The organism is Aquimarina sp. AD1, assembly GCF_003443695.1.
Taxonomy (GTDB): Bacteria; Bacteroidota; Bacteroidia; order Flavobacteriales; family Flavobacteriaceae; genus Aquimarina; species Aquimarina latercula.
This window is the reverse complement of record NZ_CP031966.1, coordinates 4,608,590-4,624,885: the sequence shown is the minus strand read 5'-3', so window position 1 is coordinate 4,624,885 and position 16,296 is coordinate 4,608,590. Positions and strand designations below refer to the sequence as shown.

Annotated in this window: 13 protein-coding genes and 2 tRNA genes; 7 read left to right on the top strand and 8 right to left on the bottom strand. The window is 31.2% G+C overall.

Annotated features, from left to right (window positions below):
* Positions 1–3: 3 nt before the first annotated feature.
* Entirely contained in the window at positions 4–576 is a 573-nt protein-coding gene (locus D1815_RS19840) for an RNA polymerase sigma factor (protein WP_118388999.1), read from the bottom strand.
* Between the two features lie 387 nt (positions 577–963).
* On the opposite strand from D1815_RS19840, the gene D1815_RS19835 reads away from it, so the two are divergent.
* The 3 genes from D1815_RS19835 (at position 964) to D1815_RS19825 (ending at position 5,199) form a co-directional block, all read left to right on the top strand.
* Positions 964–2,313, top strand: coding sequence for a S8 family serine peptidase (locus D1815_RS19835; RefSeq protein ID WP_158594481.1), 1,350 nt, complete (start codon positions 964–966; stop codon positions 2,311–2,313).
* A 127-nt stretch (positions 2,314–2,440) separates the two neighbouring features.
* Positions 2,441–3,805: a lipopolysaccharide assembly protein LapB gene (locus D1815_RS19830; protein WP_118388997.1), complete on the top strand. Its 1,365-nt coding sequence runs from the start codon at positions 2,441–2,443 to the stop codon at positions 3,803–3,805.
* A gap of 146 nt (positions 3,806–3,951) precedes the next feature.
* Complete coding sequence (locus tag D1815_RS19825) at positions 3,952–5,199, top strand: CHAT domain-containing protein (RefSeq protein ID WP_162897373.1); 1,248 nt, start codon at positions 3,952–3,954, stop codon at positions 5,197–5,199.
* Positions 5,200–5,247: 48 nt separating this feature from the next.
* On the opposite strand, the gene D1815_RS19820 is transcribed toward D1815_RS19825, so the two are convergent.
* The 3 genes from D1815_RS19820 to D1815_RS19810 form a co-directional block, all read right to left on the bottom strand.
* The gene (locus D1815_RS19820; RefSeq protein ID WP_118388995.1) at positions 5,248–5,976 is read right to left on the bottom strand and encodes a hypothetical protein; all 729 of its coding nucleotides are present in this window, start codon (positions 5,974–5,976) and stop codon (positions 5,248–5,250) included.
* Positions 5,977–6,028: 52 nt separating this feature from the next.
* On the bottom strand, positions 6,029–7,000 hold the full coding sequence (locus D1815_RS19815) for a hypothetical protein (RefSeq protein ID WP_118388994.1): 972 nt from the start codon (positions 6,998–7,000) through the stop codon (positions 6,029–6,031).
* Between the two features lie 148 nt (positions 7,001–7,148).
* Positions 7,149–9,065, bottom strand: coding sequence for a T9SS type A sorting domain-containing protein (locus D1815_RS19810; RefSeq protein ID WP_118388993.1), 1,917 nt, complete (start codon positions 9,063–9,065; stop codon positions 7,149–7,151).
* A 667-nt stretch (positions 9,066–9,732) separates the two neighbouring features.
* On the opposite strand from D1815_RS19810, the gene D1815_RS19805 reads away from it, so the two are divergent.
* The 4 genes from D1815_RS19805 to D1815_RS19790 all read left to right on the top strand — a co-directional run bounded on the left by D1815_RS19805 (position 9,733) and on the right by D1815_RS19790 (position 12,624).
* Positions 9,733–11,055, top strand: a complete 1,323-nt coding sequence (locus D1815_RS19805) for a T9SS type A sorting domain-containing protein (RefSeq protein WP_118388992.1) — start codon at positions 9,733–9,735, stop codon at positions 11,053–11,055.
* A gap of 303 nt (positions 11,056–11,358) precedes the next feature.
* Entirely contained in the window at positions 11,359–11,964 is a 606-nt protein-coding gene (locus D1815_RS19800) for a hypothetical protein (protein WP_118388991.1), read from the top strand.
* Between the two features lie 62 nt (positions 11,965–12,026).
* Positions 12,027–12,266: a hypothetical protein gene (locus D1815_RS19795; protein ID WP_118388990.1), complete on the top strand. Its 240-nt coding sequence runs from the start codon at positions 12,027–12,029 to the stop codon at positions 12,264–12,266.
* Between the two features lie 19 nt (positions 12,267–12,285).
* Positions 12,286–12,624 (top strand): hypothetical protein, encoded by a 339-nt coding sequence (locus tag D1815_RS19790; RefSeq protein WP_118388989.1) that lies wholly within the window; start codon positions 12,286–12,288, stop codon positions 12,622–12,624.
* 637 nt (positions 12,625–13,261) lie between these two features.
* Here D1815_RS19790 and D1815_RS19780 read toward each other — a convergent pair.
* The 4 genes from D1815_RS19780 to D1815_RS23775 all read right to left on the bottom strand — a co-directional run bounded on the left by D1815_RS19780 (position 13,262) and on the right by D1815_RS23775 (position 16,246).
* Positions 13,262–13,345: transfer RNA gene (locus D1815_RS19780), tRNA-Leu, on the bottom strand.
* 17 nt (positions 13,346–13,362) lie between these two features.
* A tRNA-Gly gene (locus D1815_RS19775) sits at positions 13,363–13,434 on the bottom strand.
* A 96-nt stretch (positions 13,435–13,530) separates the two neighbouring features.
* Entirely contained in the window at positions 13,531–16,122 is a 2,592-nt protein-coding gene (mutS, locus tag D1815_RS19770) for a DNA mismatch repair protein MutS (protein WP_118388987.1), read from the bottom strand.
* Positions 16,109–16,246, bottom strand: a complete 138-nt coding sequence (locus D1815_RS23775; RefSeq protein WP_158594424.1) for a hypothetical protein — start codon at positions 16,244–16,246, stop codon at positions 16,109–16,111. Before D1815_RS23775 ends, mutS begins: the two co-directional genes overlap by 14 nt.
* Between the last annotated feature and the right edge of the window lie 50 nt (positions 16,247–16,296).

Below are 16,296 nucleotides of genomic sequence, written 5' to 3'. Positions count from 1 at the left end.
TATTCAAAACTCTTTTAATTCGTTATAACGCATATCGGCATGTATCGCTTCCTTTAATTTCGATTTACACTTAAAAATTCGTTGTCTTACCGTATTTTCCGATCCGTACCCTAGCTTTTCTGCTATTTGCACATAAGGTACTTTATTAAAAAAAAACGCTAGTACTTCTCTACAATTTTGCGATATTTCTAATAATTTTTCTTGAAATAACTCCCACTTCTCCTGTTCATAGGTCGCCAAAGCTATCTCTCTTTCTTCATGAACAAGATCCATAACTCCTTCATTTGTTACCCTCATTTTTGATAATTTTGAAGCTCGCCTCCATAAATTCTTGCAGATAGTTATAAAATACCCTTCAAAACTAGAAGTAATCTTGAAATTTTCATCCTGTGCTCTGGCAGATAATTGTAACAATGCTTTTTGCATTACATCCTTTGCATCATCTTCTGATCCATCGTGACTAACTATGTAAGACTTTATTTTTGGATACAGTCTAATATATATTTCCTTAACACCCTTATCATTACCGGATTTAAGGCTCTGTAACAGGTAATCATCAAGCTTTTTATTTGCCATGGAATCTCTAAGTAATTATAGAATAATTTCTATACGAAGAACACAAACATAACTATAATTCGTGAAACTTTGTTAGGGGAATAAGACTGTTTTTTTATGGGTTAACTGCTCTTATTAATTCACTTTTTAAGAAAGAAAAAGGGAAATATAATCATCTATAAAACGCATAAAGAGATTATTTAAACAGACTTAAAATCAATTAATTAACATCAAAAAATAATTTCAAAGCCAAATCAAATTATACTATTTAAACAAATTATCTTAAATATTTGGGTAACATTTCTACTATTTTCGAATCCGGTCTATGAATATCAACTAAAAATGTGATTTAGTGATTTAGTAATATATCATATGACTTTACACATTTTAAAAAACAAACTAATTATCATGAAAAAAAGTATTGTAATTGTAGCATGCGTATGCGTTTCATTAATCGGAGTATGGGGATGCTCCGTTGATGAAGATAACTTAGAAGAAGGTTTTTTAAATTTTGAAAAAACAGCCTCTCAAAACATTCCTATTCCAGACATAATTAGAAATCAAGTAGTAGTTCGTTTTAGAGATACCACACTGAGTGATATTGAAAAGAGAAATAAACGTATAACAATTGAAGGGCTTTACAATTTTAACATCTTAAAAAAAGAAACCTGTGATTGTGATAAAAATGGTCCCGAATTATGGACTATCGATACAACCCACAATAATTTTATGGGAGTTGAACACCTTGTTGAAAATTTGGTTACGAATCAATCTAGTAGCAATGGTGATGAAAATGTAGAAGGCGATGAGCATGCGGTTTATGATTATCAATTCTATATAACTATTGCAAACAACACTTTATCAGGAAATTACACAACATCTATAAATAATAGAATAATAGCTTCGAATAACCCTGATTATGTCAACATCGCAATTTTGGATACTGGGGTAGATTATGATTTTTTTCCTGATCCATTCCTATATAACACTAAAAATATACGAAATGGTACATTCGGTATCTCAGGTTGGGATTATATAAACCATGATAATGATAGTAGAGATGATAACGGTCATGGTTCCAAGATAACGAAAATCATTACTACAGAACTTAACACAAGCAATATACCACATCAAATATTACCAATAAAAGCATTTGATCAAGATGGAAGCGGTAGTTATTTTGATATTGTTTGTGGTATGAATTATATTTCAAAACTTCATAACATACATGCAGTAAATATGAGTTTTGGTTGGTATGGGCTAAGAAATCAATCGATTTTAAAAGCAATAATGGAAGAAATTACTGATGACACTTTATTTATAACCTCAGCAGGGAATTATGGTATTAATATAGATGAAGAAACTCCACATTTTCCATCTGGATATGACATAGATAATCTTTTGGGTGTTGGTGGATATGAATTATCTTTAGAAGAAGAATTAGAGTTACCTGACTTACTAGAGTTTATTACATTAGAAAGGTCCAACTATGGATCCTTAAATATTGATCTAGCAGCACCCATAGATAATTATACCTTGGTAATGCAATCAAATCCTAATCTTACTGTTCATCCGGTAGGAACATCATTCTCAGCAGCCTATATTACATCTATAGCAGGAAAATTATATGATAAAGAAAATTCTACTTTGCAGCTTTATACCGACATAATGGATACTTGTCACAAGGTACCTCGCTTACAAAGAAAAATAGAAGAAGGAAATATTATGCTTAGACTAAACAACCGACAATCATTTTAAACATAATACACTTATTATCAACACAATAACAATTTTAGATATACAGTATATCTTTTATAATCACTTAAAATTATTTGAGATCTATTAAAACTTTCTTCTCCAAGCGTAATTTTCATATTTTTATATAATGAAAATTACGCTTTTTATTATATTGTTTTCGATATATATATTCCCTTCTTATACGCAGGAAGAAAATAAAAGACATCAAGAATACAACTCTATCATAACCGCTCCAATAGAAAGCTCTTTAAAGCAAAAAAAAATAGACTCTTTCTTCAAACAAAAATTGCAATCCCCACCCACATTAGATTTGGCAAATTGTTATCATGATTATAGTATAAACCGTTATAAAACATCGAGAGTTAACAATGATAAAAAAACATTAAAAGAAGCAATTAACTACGCAAAAAAAGCATTAAATATTAAAAAAAAAATTGGAAACGTTACTCAGGAGTCGATTGATAAAACATTATTCAATTTAGGTTTTTTCAATTTTCGAAATCATGAATACTTTAAAGCTATTGATTATTTTTCCGAATTAATTGAAGTCGGAAAAACAAATAAAAAAATAAAGGCATATAACGAATTAGGAAGCTCATATATTGAAATAGGAGACTTTCATAAAGCCTTAAATTCTACGGAAAAAGCCTTTGAACTATGCAAACCTATAGATGTCAATCAAAGAAACATAATAAATATATATTTATTAAGAGCAGATATTTATTCTGTTATGGGTTACAAAGAACATTCCAAAGAGATTAAGAAAAATTTACAAAAAGCAGACTCTATTTTAGATATAGCTTCCTTTAATAAAGCTCGAATCAAGAGTCGAATGCACCAAATAGAAGGAAACAGATTGCTTGAAACTAAAAAATACCAAGATGCAATTCTTATTTTTTCTAAAATTTTAGAATCTCAACATCATCTAGACTCAATTAATCGAGCTATAGCTCACAATAGCTTAGGTCTTTCATTTTTAAAAACAAGACAATTAGATAATGCTAAATTCAACCTAGAAAGTGCTATTCAATATAACCCCAAATACACTGCTGCTTATGAAAATTTAGGTGATCTACACCTTGAAAAGAAAGAATTCAAAAAAGGACTATATCAATACCAAAAAGCAATTAATTACTCAATTTCGAATCACAGTAAATTTACATACAGAGATTTAATAGACACAGAAAGGTTAGAAATTGCTATCCACAAATATTACCTATTACATCACTTAATCCAAAAAGCTAATGGTTGGATGCAGTACTATCACCACGACAAAAATCAAGATCATCTCATACAAGCTTTAAAAACTTTTAAAATTGCAGATAAATTAGTTGATATTATTCGTTTCGAAAGCTCTGAATATAAATCTAAGTTATATTGGAGAGAACAAGCTTCATCTTTGTACATGAAAGCTGTAGAAGTATCTTTTCTATTAAAAAAATCTGAAGACGCTTATTATTTTATGGAAAAAACAAGGCGATACTCTTATTAGAAGATATCACCAATGAACAAGCAAAAGATAATGCCAAACTGCCCTCGGAACTGGCTAGCAGAGAATATTTTCTAAAACAAAGTATCTATCTATCAGAAAACAAATTAAATATACTAGACAATACATCAAAAGATAGTATTCTTGCAGTGAAAAAAGAAATCTATCAACATAAGCGCAGCTATGAGGTCTTTGTAGACTCTCTTAATATCAAGTATCCCGAGTACGCAATTAATAAGCAAAAAGTTAAGGTTCTACCCTACTCGAATTTTACAACGAAGTTTATTTCAGACAAAGAAGTTGTATTACAATATATTCTAAATGAGAATCAAGGATATGGGATCCTTCATACGAAAGGCAAATCCATATTTTTCGAGATTCCTAATCCAAAAGAATTAATTCGGGATATCAGTATCGCAAACCATCAAGTTACTACCTGGTTTACAAATCAACAAGAATTAGCGGCATATCAGAAAACAGCATATCGAATTTTTAATCAACTTATTCCAGAGAATGTTTATTCAGTAATTAAAGAAAAAAATGTAACAATCATTCCTGATTATGCATTACAACAACTTTCTTTTGAGACCTTAATTACGTCAGAACATGATCATAGTTATTTAATTAAAGACACCGAAATTAGGTATGCTTATTCTATGAGTTATTTAGATCAAAATAAAAACAAAAACAGAAATCCTGAACTCAATTTTTTAGGTGTTGCGCCAATAGATTTTAAGATGGATAATTTAGGCTCTTTAATTCATAGTAAAAAGGAAGTGACCAACATATCCGATATCGTTTCTGGAGATATCTTATTAAAAGAAAAAAGCATTAAGGATAGTGTTATTAGCAATTTTGACAAATACAATATCTTACACCTATCTACGCATGCTGATGTTGGAGCTATAACAAATCCTTGGATTGCTTTTAGAGATCAAAAAATGACATTACAAGAAATATACGCCACCAAAAATCAATCAGAAATGGTAGTGCTAAGTGCTTGTAAAACCTCTTTAGGAAAAATCAACAAAGGCGAGGGTGTAATGAGCCTAGCTAGAGGATTTTTCTATGCAGGTACTAATAGCGTAGTCTCTTCTTTATGGTCTGTAAATGACAAAGCAAATCAAGAATTGATGATTGACTTTTATAAAAACATCGATAAAGGGTCTACAAAATCTTCCGCTTTACGAAATGCTAAACTACACTACCTAAACACTCACGACGGTAGCGAATTATCTCCTTTTTATTGGGGTTCGTTAATACTTATTGGTAATAATACTCCTATTTCATTAGATCAAAATTCGTTTAAGCCCTATATCGTTTTCATTCTTTTGATGCTAGTAATTGGCGCTACAAGTCTTTATTTTTTTAAAAAGAAAAATAGAAAGGCTAAATAAATAGTATCATTTTAGCCTTTCTATCAAAGTAGTATGATTTCTTACTTATTACAAATTAAATATACTTCCACCAATAGGAATCTTTTCAATCGCAATAGAATTATTTAAAACCTCATCATAATTATCAATATCATCACCTTCAAAGTAATCTTCAAATACCGTTAAAAAGTTAGTTGACAAATCGGGACAAGCACTACATAAAGTATTAAAGTTCCTTAACGTAATAGTGCAGCTGCAATAACTTCCTGCACCATCTAATCCTATTGAGGCCCAAAGATACGGTGGCAAATAAGCAGCCTGAAAATCATCAATCAACACTCCATGTTGAAACACATAATCTTTTGGCACATTTACTTCTGTCGGATAAGGAATATATAATACATTCACTTTTGCTTGATTCTTTCTATCATCTACCTCTTGAATTAAAATAGCTCGACTATCTTCTTTATACAGAATCTCTTTAATAAAAGATATTTCCTCTCTTTCAATCGGTAATTCATTTAGATCAATAAATGATGCTACATCTTTTCCTGTTATAAATATAGGCGTTTTCGGAGTGCCCGGTACAAATCTAAAATCTGGATCAATAGCTTTAGCATATTGTAAAGCATATAAACTTGCAATTCGTGCATCCATACTAAACATAGATGTTACCTCTTCTGCTTCTTTACTAGCATTAAATTGTAAAGCGCTAGATTCTATTTCTTCTTTGTTACAAGAAAGAATGAAGCTTGCAAAAAGCACGCATAGAATTCCTTTTAAAATATTATAATTCATTTTCATTAGTTTTTATTTTTAATGTTTATTTCTTGTTATCAATAAGCTAATACTAGTAGTAAATCCAAGTACCTACCGTATTAGGAGTAGCAGGATACCAATGCGACCAATGTTTTGTAACCCCTGATCTGGGAGTAAATTCTGCAGGTATAAAACCAGCACTCCAATCATATACATCTATGGCTTCATAACAGTTACAATAATTATGACTAGACTTTGATTTTATTCGAGGAGATACTTCAAAAAAATCTTGCGCATACCAAGACGCTTCAAACTCTAATCTATTGTCTGTTTTTACATCTTTCCAATCACTCCACCATAACACTTTTGACCATTCTTGCGTTTTAGTAACGGATCCTATCGAGCTATAAAAAGCCCAAAGTCCATTCCATTGCTTAGCAATCATTCTTGCCTTTCTTCTATTAAATTCACGAATCACTTTTGTTGTAGAAGCTGATTTTTCAGTGATTTCTTCTATTTTATTTTCATGTTTAAATACTGTAAGATTTTCTCCAAAAGAGATCGTCTCACCGTCTTGGACTTGCACATCACCTTTGGCGTTTGCAGCAATAAACTCATTAATTACTTTTCCAAATCCTCGTGTATATGTGTAGACAAAATCTCCATCTATTCTAAAGATTTTATCTTCTATTCCAATTTCTCCATTCTCATTTAGTAAAAAAAGTAACATACTATCCGGAGAATCCACCTTTGCAATATTTTCCCTTTTTAGACCAAGTTGTTCAGCTTCCTCTTTTTCTAAACTATTATACACTAACAATAATGATAATCTTCCTCGTTCTTCGAAAGCAATTCTTGCTTCATCTAAAAGGTTTTCTTTCGACTCCATTTTTTGAGCAATAAACTCTTTAAATTCATCTTGCGAATCAAAACTGAGCATAGAAGACTCTTTAGTTTCTTCTTTAGTATTAATACTAGTTTCTTCTTGCTGTAGAAGAGTATCATCCTGCGAACAAGCAATCAACAACGTACTTAAAACTATTATTCTTAAAATATTTTTCATTTTTATTCTTTTATAAATATTAGTTACTTTTTAAAGTTTTTGAAACAATGCGGATATAATAAAAAACATATATCCCATCATTCAATTAAACCATTTGACAAACCATATACTTAATTCATCAAATGGTTGTTTTTAGTTTCTTACATTTCTATTGTATTGCTAACTGTTGGGTAATTACTTCACCAGAATTTCTTATAATTCTAACAAAATACATTCCTTTAGAAACCCTAGAATCAATCTCTAATTGGATACTTTCTTTCTGAACTGAAAAAGATAACGAGGTACTTTTTCCAGAAAGCTCAACCAGTTCTATACTTTTAATTGGATCATTAAAAGATCCCGAAATGGTAAGTGTATTTCCTGACTGTACCGGATTAGGATACATCTCTAATTTAGATAGATCGGTATTTTTATCATCTGAAGAATTCTCTCTTTCATATTCTTCATATAGTTCATAAATAGTACCCGAATTAACTAACTCATTAATTTCTTTGGTATAAGCACTATCTGGCTCAAAAGGATACTCTTTAGTTTCTAAAATAAAGCCTCCAATATTATTTTCACTTTCCTGTATCTGAACTCTAAAATATTTTCTAGTTTCTTGCCATTCTTTGCAGTCATTCCAGATTCCATGTTTCACATAATACCAAGTATTTATTAAAAGTCCTTGAAAAGAAGCTATATCAGAATTACAGCAAAATCCACTGATTACATTATGGTTTACATCATACACTTGCCATCCATGATATACAGAAACTGGATTACTATCTGCCTGTACATTTACACTTACCTGACCATTAAAATTAGAACTTACACTTAATGCAAAATCAGTAGTGTATCCAGCCCAACTAACAGAACTAGGAATAATTTTTCTAGTTTCTTGCCACGGATAACAATTTTCATCAGAATCTTTCCAAACTCCATGTTTGATATAATAATTTTTAGTCCTACTTAGTCCACTAAACGTTACCGTTGTTCCACCTTGGATAGGTCCTATTTGTGTACCTCCATTAGCAATAGAAGTTGGTGTTTCGAATAATCCCCACCATTGATACGCATTTGGGTTTGTTGCTGTTACCTGTACTGTAATGGTTCCATTACCAGCACAGCTAGTATTCATGATAAAATTAGAATCTAATCCTACATTAGGCAATACTGTAAATCGCTTGGTTAAAGGCAACCATCCGATACAATCATTACCCAATGCTACTTTGATTTCATATTCATATCCAGCTTCAAAATTCACATTATTACCGGCAAATAGGGTCGTTAAATTAACTGTTTGCAATTGTCCTGTAGTCCAACCTAATCCAGATACGTACTGAAAACTACCTGTACTTCCTGTTGGTCTTCTCCAAGCATCTATAAAATAACGAACCTCTCCCTGAGAAGCACTTCCGTTTAATAGAATTGTCTCTCCATCACAAAAAGCATCTTTAGTATTAGCATCAGTATCTTCAAAATGAAAATCAACAGATAAAGATTGACTTTCTTCTATAACGATATTATCGATTGCCATTTCTGCCTGCTTTACTCCACCTGTATACAGCGGATTTATTAAAAGTCTAGCATAGTTTGCATTAGGTGTAAATGTAGTTGTAACCAAATGCCAGTTATTTCCTAAATATGTGCCTATGGTATTAGAAAAAATAGTTTGTTCATTAAGGATGGTACCGTTCTGAAAATTAACAGCTCTTACATTTATAGTACCGTGATCACTTATATCTTGATTACCTCTATCATTAGTTCTTACTTTAAAAGAAACTGCATAACATTTTCCGGTCTCAAATGCGATAGGAGTTTGTATACTTTCATAATGATTAGTAGAACCTCCTGACCACATCCAAGCATGTGGATTAGACGATACGCCGTGCAATGAAGGACTCCCAGAAAAGGAGTTCCAATTAGGAACGCAATTATTGCTGGTGGTAGTAAACGCAAAACTATAATCATTACAATTTGTATTGTAATTAGAAAAATCTCCGTTAGTCACTAGATTCTGTGCTACCCCCAAGTTAACTGATACTATTGTAAAAAATAGCATTAAAATATTTTTAAAATTCATTGTATTAGTTTTAAAAGAAATGCCTACTCATACGCTTTTCGGCTGCCGCGTTTTGCTTCGCAAAAAATTATACAGGTTGATCAGACCTAGAAACAATTGCTTATTTGGTAGGAGGAGTACGTTTATATCTAAATGTTACCCTGAGTTTTTATTTTTTTTGAAATAGATGATTTCTACTAATGAATCATCAGTGAGATACATCTAAGAATACGTGTATCAATCTGGTGAAAAAGTGTTTTGGTAATCACTAATGAAAAAAGAAGAGCGGAGATGAGTATGAATCTGAAATTAGAAAGGGGAACAGTAATAATAAATCTTAATGACTGTTTAGTTAATTATAATTAATCTATTTTAAAAATTAAAGTACTCTAAAATGATGGTTTTAATGAAACTCGAATTTGAGAAGTCTGAAAGATACACTCAAAATTCGTAAGTTGAATTAATCCCCCACTAGGGCAGAATCAGATAAATTCCATATATAAGCCCATTAAGTTCAACAAAACGATGGCTTTTCCAAAAAAAACCTAAGCGAATTACAGATTATATAAAAAAAATACAATTGGTGGTAACATTTTAAGCTTATTTGACACTTTTTAAGGAATGAACATTTATATGAGTTTTAATTATATCATTATGAGTAATTTTGCACTTTAAAAATTTAATAATTATGAAGATACAGCACCTAATCTATTTTCTTACCTTAACAGTAACCTTTGGGTATTCTCAAATTGTAAATATTCCTGATTCTAATTTCAAGACTTATTTGTTAAACCATCCTAATATCAATACAAATGGTGATAGTGAAATACAAGAAACAGAGGCAATTCAATACGCGGGAACTATAAGATGTGGAACTGGAAGTATTAGGGATTTAACAGGAATTGAAAAGTTTATTAATATAGAAGCCCTAATTTGTAAAAGGAATTATCTTACAAACATAGACTTGTCAAACAATATTAAGCTTACAGAATTGGATTTAGATAGTAACGACATTACTAGCTTAGATTTATCCCAAAACATTAATTTAAAAAATTTTACCTGTGCAGATAATGCTCTAACTAATTTAATTCTTCCCGATAGTGAAATACTTGAAAGTATAACTTGTTGGGACAATCAAATAACAAGTTTAGACATTTCAAAAAATATTAATCTAAAGCATATATTAATAACCACAAACAGAATTTCTACTTTGGATTTCACAAAAAACATTAATTTAATTAGTATAAATTGTGGTTTTAATAAGTTAACTAACTTAGATTTGTCAAATAACACAGCCCTTTTAAGTCTCAACTGTTCAGGTAATAGGTTGAAGAGTTTAGATTTTTCGAAAAACACTGAGCTTAATACATTGTTTTGTGGCTTTCAGCGTTTTGGAGGTTTAGAAAATTTAAATGTTACTCAAAATAGGCTTTTAGAAAATTTTGCTTGTCAAGAAGGAATATTAACAAATTTAGACTTATCAAACAATACGGATTTAACTCATTTTAATTGTGAATTTAATGATCTTAGAAGTTTAGACTTATCCCAGAACAACAAATTAAGGGTTTTTCAAGCAAGGGCAAATGAATTAGAATATGTAAACCTAAAAAACGGAGGTAATGCTGATAATCTCCTAAGTGTTCAATTAAAATTGAACCCCAATTTAAGCTGTATTAAGATTGACAATATTAACATTCCTGAAAGCAAAGATAGCTGGTCAATAGACGACACGGCTTATTATAGTGAAGATTGCGAAACTCTGGGTGTTCATAATATAAAGGAGGATATTTTAAGTATTTCAGTATTTCCTAATCCTGTTTCGGATGAATTGAGAATAAATAGTGTTGAAAATTTAAAGGAAATAAACCTATACACATTACAAGGAAAATTAATAAAACACCATTTGAATTCTTCAAAAATGAATGTTTCTAATTTAAACTTTGGATTGTACATTTTCGAAGCCATCACTGTAAATGGAGATCGATATACAGATAAGGTTTTTAAGATTTAGATACTCAATTTCGATGGATATCCGAAAACACATTCAACAAAAAATCACTTTTTATTTTGCTCAATAATATTAAAAGCATTTTTAGGTGATAGAGAAATTAAGAATTATTGGAATATTGCCAATCCTACTAGGTTTGCTATTATTTTGTATTGAATACTTTTTAAAATACTTCATTGATCTCGTATACACCTCTTACTAATATCGCGACCTATTATATTTATACTAAAATTTGCTATAATCCTTCTGAAACCTAAAGTTCAATAAAACGATAACTTAATTAAAAAAAATAAAGTCTAATAAACGATGAAGAAAAAGCAGGTAACATTCTTTATAATTACTCTAATGACCTTGAATTCTATTATATCACAAGAAATTACTCTACATAGCACGAAGTATAATGTTTGGATAGAGAATGCTACAATTATTTTAAAAACAGGAAAAACTTTAAGTGGTCGCTTCAAATTATATCTTCCTCCAGGAAATTCTGCATTCAGTTCTAATCAAAGTTTAGCCTTTAAGGAAAATAGAAAGTCAAAAAAAATAAAATTTAAAGCCAAAGATATAGATAGGGTGTCATTCGTTAATTCTTTATCTGACACAGTTGTTTACAACTGTGTCAGAGTCTCTAACAGAAAATACCTGTTATTGCAAAATTTGATCCATGATAAGTGTTCATTATATGCATCACGTTCATATGTAGGAAATATTCCTTATTACTACTATACAATTAAAGAAGACGATAGTATCGCTACTATTATGAATTCTAATGGTCCATTCCGATCTTTTAGGAAACAAAGTTTATCAGTTTTTCAATCTTGTAAGAGTTTAGTTGAATTGATAAAAGAAAGAAAACTTAGAGAGTGGGATATTATAGATGTCGTGAGAAAATATAATAATTGCGAAGAGTAAGCATTCTAGAAAAAAAATGTATTAAATAATTAAAGTTCAATAAAACGATAGAAACATACAGAATGATTAATATTCACAGTAGAAAAGAGTTTATTAATTTTCTAGAGGGTCTCTTAAAAGAGTATCAAGAGCATGCTGAGAATTGGGAAAACCATAAGATGGAAGATTTTTTAGAAGCTATGATACGATATTCTGATGCTGTTCAGCAATATTATAAAAACACAAATCAAGGTATTAATGCAGATGAAGCTCAATGGAAAGTATTTGCAGATATTATCAAAGGAGCTTCTATGTATGAATAATCAATATGTTTAAAATAAGATGTTTCAAGAATGCAACCTAAATATAAGATACGATCTTCCCAAAGAAATTTGGGATACAATAGAACTAGTATATATGAAGATGCCTGGATGGTTAGGTTTTGGTACAAAAAATAAAGGATATGAAGGTTTACCACATTGGTTTAGTTTTAATGAAGATGAAAAACACATAATCGCTTCTGTAGAACCAAGTGGACTCCAACTCGTGGCTAATATGGAGGAAGATGAATGGCTTTTATGGAAAACTAATTTTAAAAAGGTCGCTACAGAAATTTTAGGATTCAACGTTGGAGAAATAGAAGAAGGAGAAGTGGGACATGACTTAGAGTGGATCAATTAATCAGCAAAATTTAATAAACCGATGTTATTAAAACTACTAAAAAAACCATATTTACTTTTTTGGGGTATTATTCCTTTATTATTGCTTATTTCCTATTATGAAGCTGATCAAACATTAGATGTAAATATTCATGACACTTATTATGTTTTTTCACGGCAACAATTAATAATCCTAATAAGTATCCTTTTTGGCCTAACTGGTTTTATATATTGGTTGTTAGAACGTTTCAATTTTAAAACTGTAACCTTATTAAATCTCTTACATTTAATTTTTACGATTGGAATTATCTTGATAAATAACATCCAAGAATTTTTAGTAGACTATTTTTTAGGCAAAAGCTACTATACGAACTCTCATGTCTCCAATTCATCTATTTGGCTCTTTATTTTGATTATCAGTATAGGACAAATCATTTTTGTAGTAAATATTTTTTTAGCTATTCTGAAAGGAAGGAGTTATACAACTAAAGTTTGACAAACTACCTATGTTGGGGTCTTCTGTTCTTGAAAACTTCACCTAACTTATCGAAGTGCATTTCTCCCTAAATCGAGTAATCGATCTAACGATTTTTTTCAAAAAAAGAAATACTTAAAAAACAAAAAAGCCTTCAAAATCAAAAGATTAAGAAGGCTTTAAGTACTCGGGACGGGACTTGAACCCGTACGTCCTAATGGACATTGGATTTTAAGTCCAACGTGTCTACCAATTCCACCACCCGAGCGTGGTATATTTCCTCAGAGCGAAAGACGAGATTTGAACTCGCGACCCTCACCTTGGCAAGGTGATGCTCTACCCCTGAGCTACTTTCGCAGTAATTTTATGAACTTCGCAATTCGTTATTGCGGATGCAAATTTAAAACATTTCTAGTAATACCAAAGTCTTTTCGCAAAAAAGTGTAAAAAACTTTACACTGTAGAAGCTTTCTTCCTGGTTAACATACGTTTAATCTCATTTAATTTCATCAAAGCTTCTACAGGAGTAAGCGTATCAATGTCAATATTTACAATTTCATCCTTAATTTCTTCCAATAGTGGATCATCTAGATTAAAAAAACTTAATTGTAGCTCATCCTCTTCCTGAATCCCTTTTATCTTATCCGTAAGCTCTTCGCTACTATGCGATTTTTCTAACTTTTTAAGCATCTTATTTGCTCTATGCAATACTTGTTGAGGCATTCCTGCCATTTTAGCTACATGGATTCCAAAACTATGCTCACTGCCTCCAGGAACTAGTTTACGAAGAAACAACACATTATCTTTTAACTCTTTTACAGCTACATTATAATTTTTAATCCTCTTAAAGGTTTCACACATTTCATTAAGCTCATGATAATGCGTAGCAAATAAGGTTTTTGGTCTCGCTGGATGCTCATGAAGAAATTCACTAATTGCCCAAGCAATAGAAATCCCATCATAGGTACTTGTACCACGTCCTATTTCATCAAGCAATACCAAACTTCTGTCCGAAATATTATTTAGAATATTTGCGGTTTCATTCATCTCTACCATAAACGTGGATTCTCCCATAGAGATATTATCGCTTGCTCCTACTCTAGTAAATATTTTATCTACGGCTCCAATTTTAGCCTCATCTGCAGGAACAAAACTTCCCATTTGTGCTAATAAGACGATTAAGGCTGTTTGTCTCAATATTGCAGACTTACCACTCATATTAGGTCCCGTAATCATAATCATCTGCTGATCTTCCTTATTTAAAGAAACATCATTAGCTATGTACTGTTCTCCTGGTGGTAATTGTTTTTCAATTACTGGATGACGTCCATTTTTAATTTCTAGCGTATAGGAATCATCTATCAACGGACGTGTATAGTTGTTTTCTTCAGCTAATTGAGCATAAGAACATAAACAGTCCAATTGTCCGATCAAACTAGCATTTAATTGCACCGGCTTGATATACTCATTCATCCAAATAATTAAATCACTAAACAACTGTTGTTCTAGCGTTAGAATTTTTTCTTCGGCTCCAAGAATTTTAGCTTCGTATTCTTTTAACTCTTCTGTGATATATCTTTCTGCATTAACCAGTGTTTGCTTCCGTATCCAAGTTTCAGGAACTTTATCTTTATGGGTGTTACGTACTTCGATATAATACCCAAAAACATTATTGGAGGCTATTTTTAAAGAAGTTATTCCGGTAGCTTCTGTTTCCCGCTCTAACATCTTATCTAAATAATCTTTCCCAGAAAATGCAATCGAACGTAATTCATCTAATTCGTCTAAATAACCATCCGCTATGGAATTACCTTTAAGGATATTTACAGGAGCTTCTTCATTCAGCGTTTCTTTTATTTTGTTACGCAACAATTCGCAATCATGCAAGGTATCCCCTATTACTTTTAAGGCCTCATTATCACTATTAGTTGCTTGCGCTTTTATGGGAACTATTGCTTCTAAAGAGTTTTTTAATTGAATAATTTCTCTGGGATTGACTTTTCCTGTAGCAACTTTAGAAATCAAACGTTCAATATCTCCAATTTGTTTAATCTGATGTTGGACCTTTTGGTGTAGCATTCCATTATCTAAAAGGTATTGAACTACTTCATGACGTTTTTGAATACTAACTACATTTTTAAGTGGTAAAGCTAACCAACGTTTTAGTGTACGTCCTCCCATTGGAGAAATTGTTTTATCAATAACATCTATTAACGTTACAGCATTGACTGCATTAGGGTTATACAATTCCAAGTTTCGAATTGTAAAACGATCCATCCATATATACTCATCCTCTGCAATCCGTTGTATGGAAGTAATATGTTGTAATTTATGATGCTGCGTTTCTCCTAAATAATGAAGAATTACCCCAGCCGCTATAACACCTTCTTGTAAATGATCTACTCCAAAACCTTTTAGAGATGTCGTCTCAAAATGAGCATTTAATGTCTCATTTGCATAATCCGTTTTAAAAACCCAATCTTCTAGAAAAAAAGTATGAAAATCATTTCCAAAATCATTTTGAAAAGCTTGTTTTTTAGGTTTAGGTATTAACACTTCACTTGGGCTAAAATTACGTAGTAATTTATCCATCTGTGCTACATCGCCTTGAGCAGTCAGGAACTCTCCTGTAGAAACATCTAAAAATGCAACACCTAATTCTTTTTTACCATAATGCAGCGCACACAAAAAATTATTAGTTTTACTCTGTAATACCTCATCATTTAGAGCAACTCCAGGAGTTACCAATTCAGTCACTCCCCTTTTTACAATCGTTTTTGTCTGCTTAGGATCTTCTAATTGGTCACAGATTGCCACTCTTTCTCCTGCCTTAACTAATTTAGGCAAGTATGTGTTTAGAGAATGATGCGGAAATCCTGCCAATGCAGTTTCGTGTTCACTTCCATTACCTCTCTTGGTCTGTACAATATTAAGAATCGCTGCTGCCTTAATAGCATCTTCTCCAAAAGTCTCATAAAAATCACCTACTCTAAATAGTAATAATGCATCCGGGTATTTAGCCTTAATAGCATTATACTGCTTCATTAGCGGTGTTACTTTCTTTTCTTTTTTTACTTTTTTTGGTGCCAAGAGTATCTAATTTTTCTACTGTGGCTAATGTAGGTATTCTCCATTTTTTTTTGAAACCTAACCAACAGGAGTTATTCATTTTTATTCACAATTTCTCTAAAGGAGAGGGTAGTATTAAGTTTCCAGTTG

Bases quoted from the DNA above. Each gene is read 5' to 3' on its own strand.
- D1815_RS19840 (WP_118388999.1), bottom strand. From the start codon at position 576: ATGGCAAATAAAAAGCTTGATGATTACCTGTTACAGAGCCTTAAATCC.
- D1815_RS19835 (WP_158594481.1), top strand. From the start codon at position 964: ATGAAAAAAAGTATTGTAATTGTAGCATGCGTATGCGTTTCATTAATC.
- D1815_RS19830 (WP_118388997.1), top strand. From the start codon at position 2,441: ATGAAAATTACGCTTTTTATTATATTGTTTTCGATATATATATTCCCT.
- D1815_RS19820 (WP_118388995.1), bottom strand. From the start codon at position 5,976: ATGAATTATAATATTTTAAAAGGAATTCTATGCGTGCTTTTTGCAAGC.
- D1815_RS19815 (WP_118388994.1), bottom strand. From the start codon at position 7,000: ATGAAAAATATTTTAAGAATAATAGTTTTAAGTACGTTGTTGATTGCT.
- D1815_RS19810 (WP_118388993.1), bottom strand. From the start codon at position 9,065: ATGAATTTTAAAAATATTTTAATGCTATTTTTTACAATAGTATCAGTT.
- D1815_RS19805 (WP_118388992.1), top strand. From the start codon at position 9,733: ATGAAGATACAGCACCTAATCTATTTTCTTACCTTAACAGTAACCTTT.
- D1815_RS19800 (WP_118388991.1), top strand. From the start codon at position 11,359: ATGAAGAAAAAGCAGGTAACATTCTTTATAATTACTCTAATGACCTTG.
- D1815_RS19795 (WP_118388990.1), top strand. From the start codon at position 12,027: ATGATTAATATTCACAGTAGAAAAGAGTTTATTAATTTTCTAGAGGGT.
- D1815_RS19790 (WP_118388989.1), top strand. From the start codon at position 12,286: ATGTTTCAAGAATGCAACCTAAATATAAGATACGATCTTCCCAAAGAA.
- mutS (WP_118388987.1), bottom strand. From the start codon at position 16,122: ATGAAGCAGTATAATGCTATTAAGGCTAAATACCCGGATGCATTATTA.
- D1815_RS23775 (WP_158594424.1), bottom strand. From the start codon at position 16,246: ATGAATAACTCCTGTTGGTTAGGTTTCAAAAAAAAATGGAGAATACCT.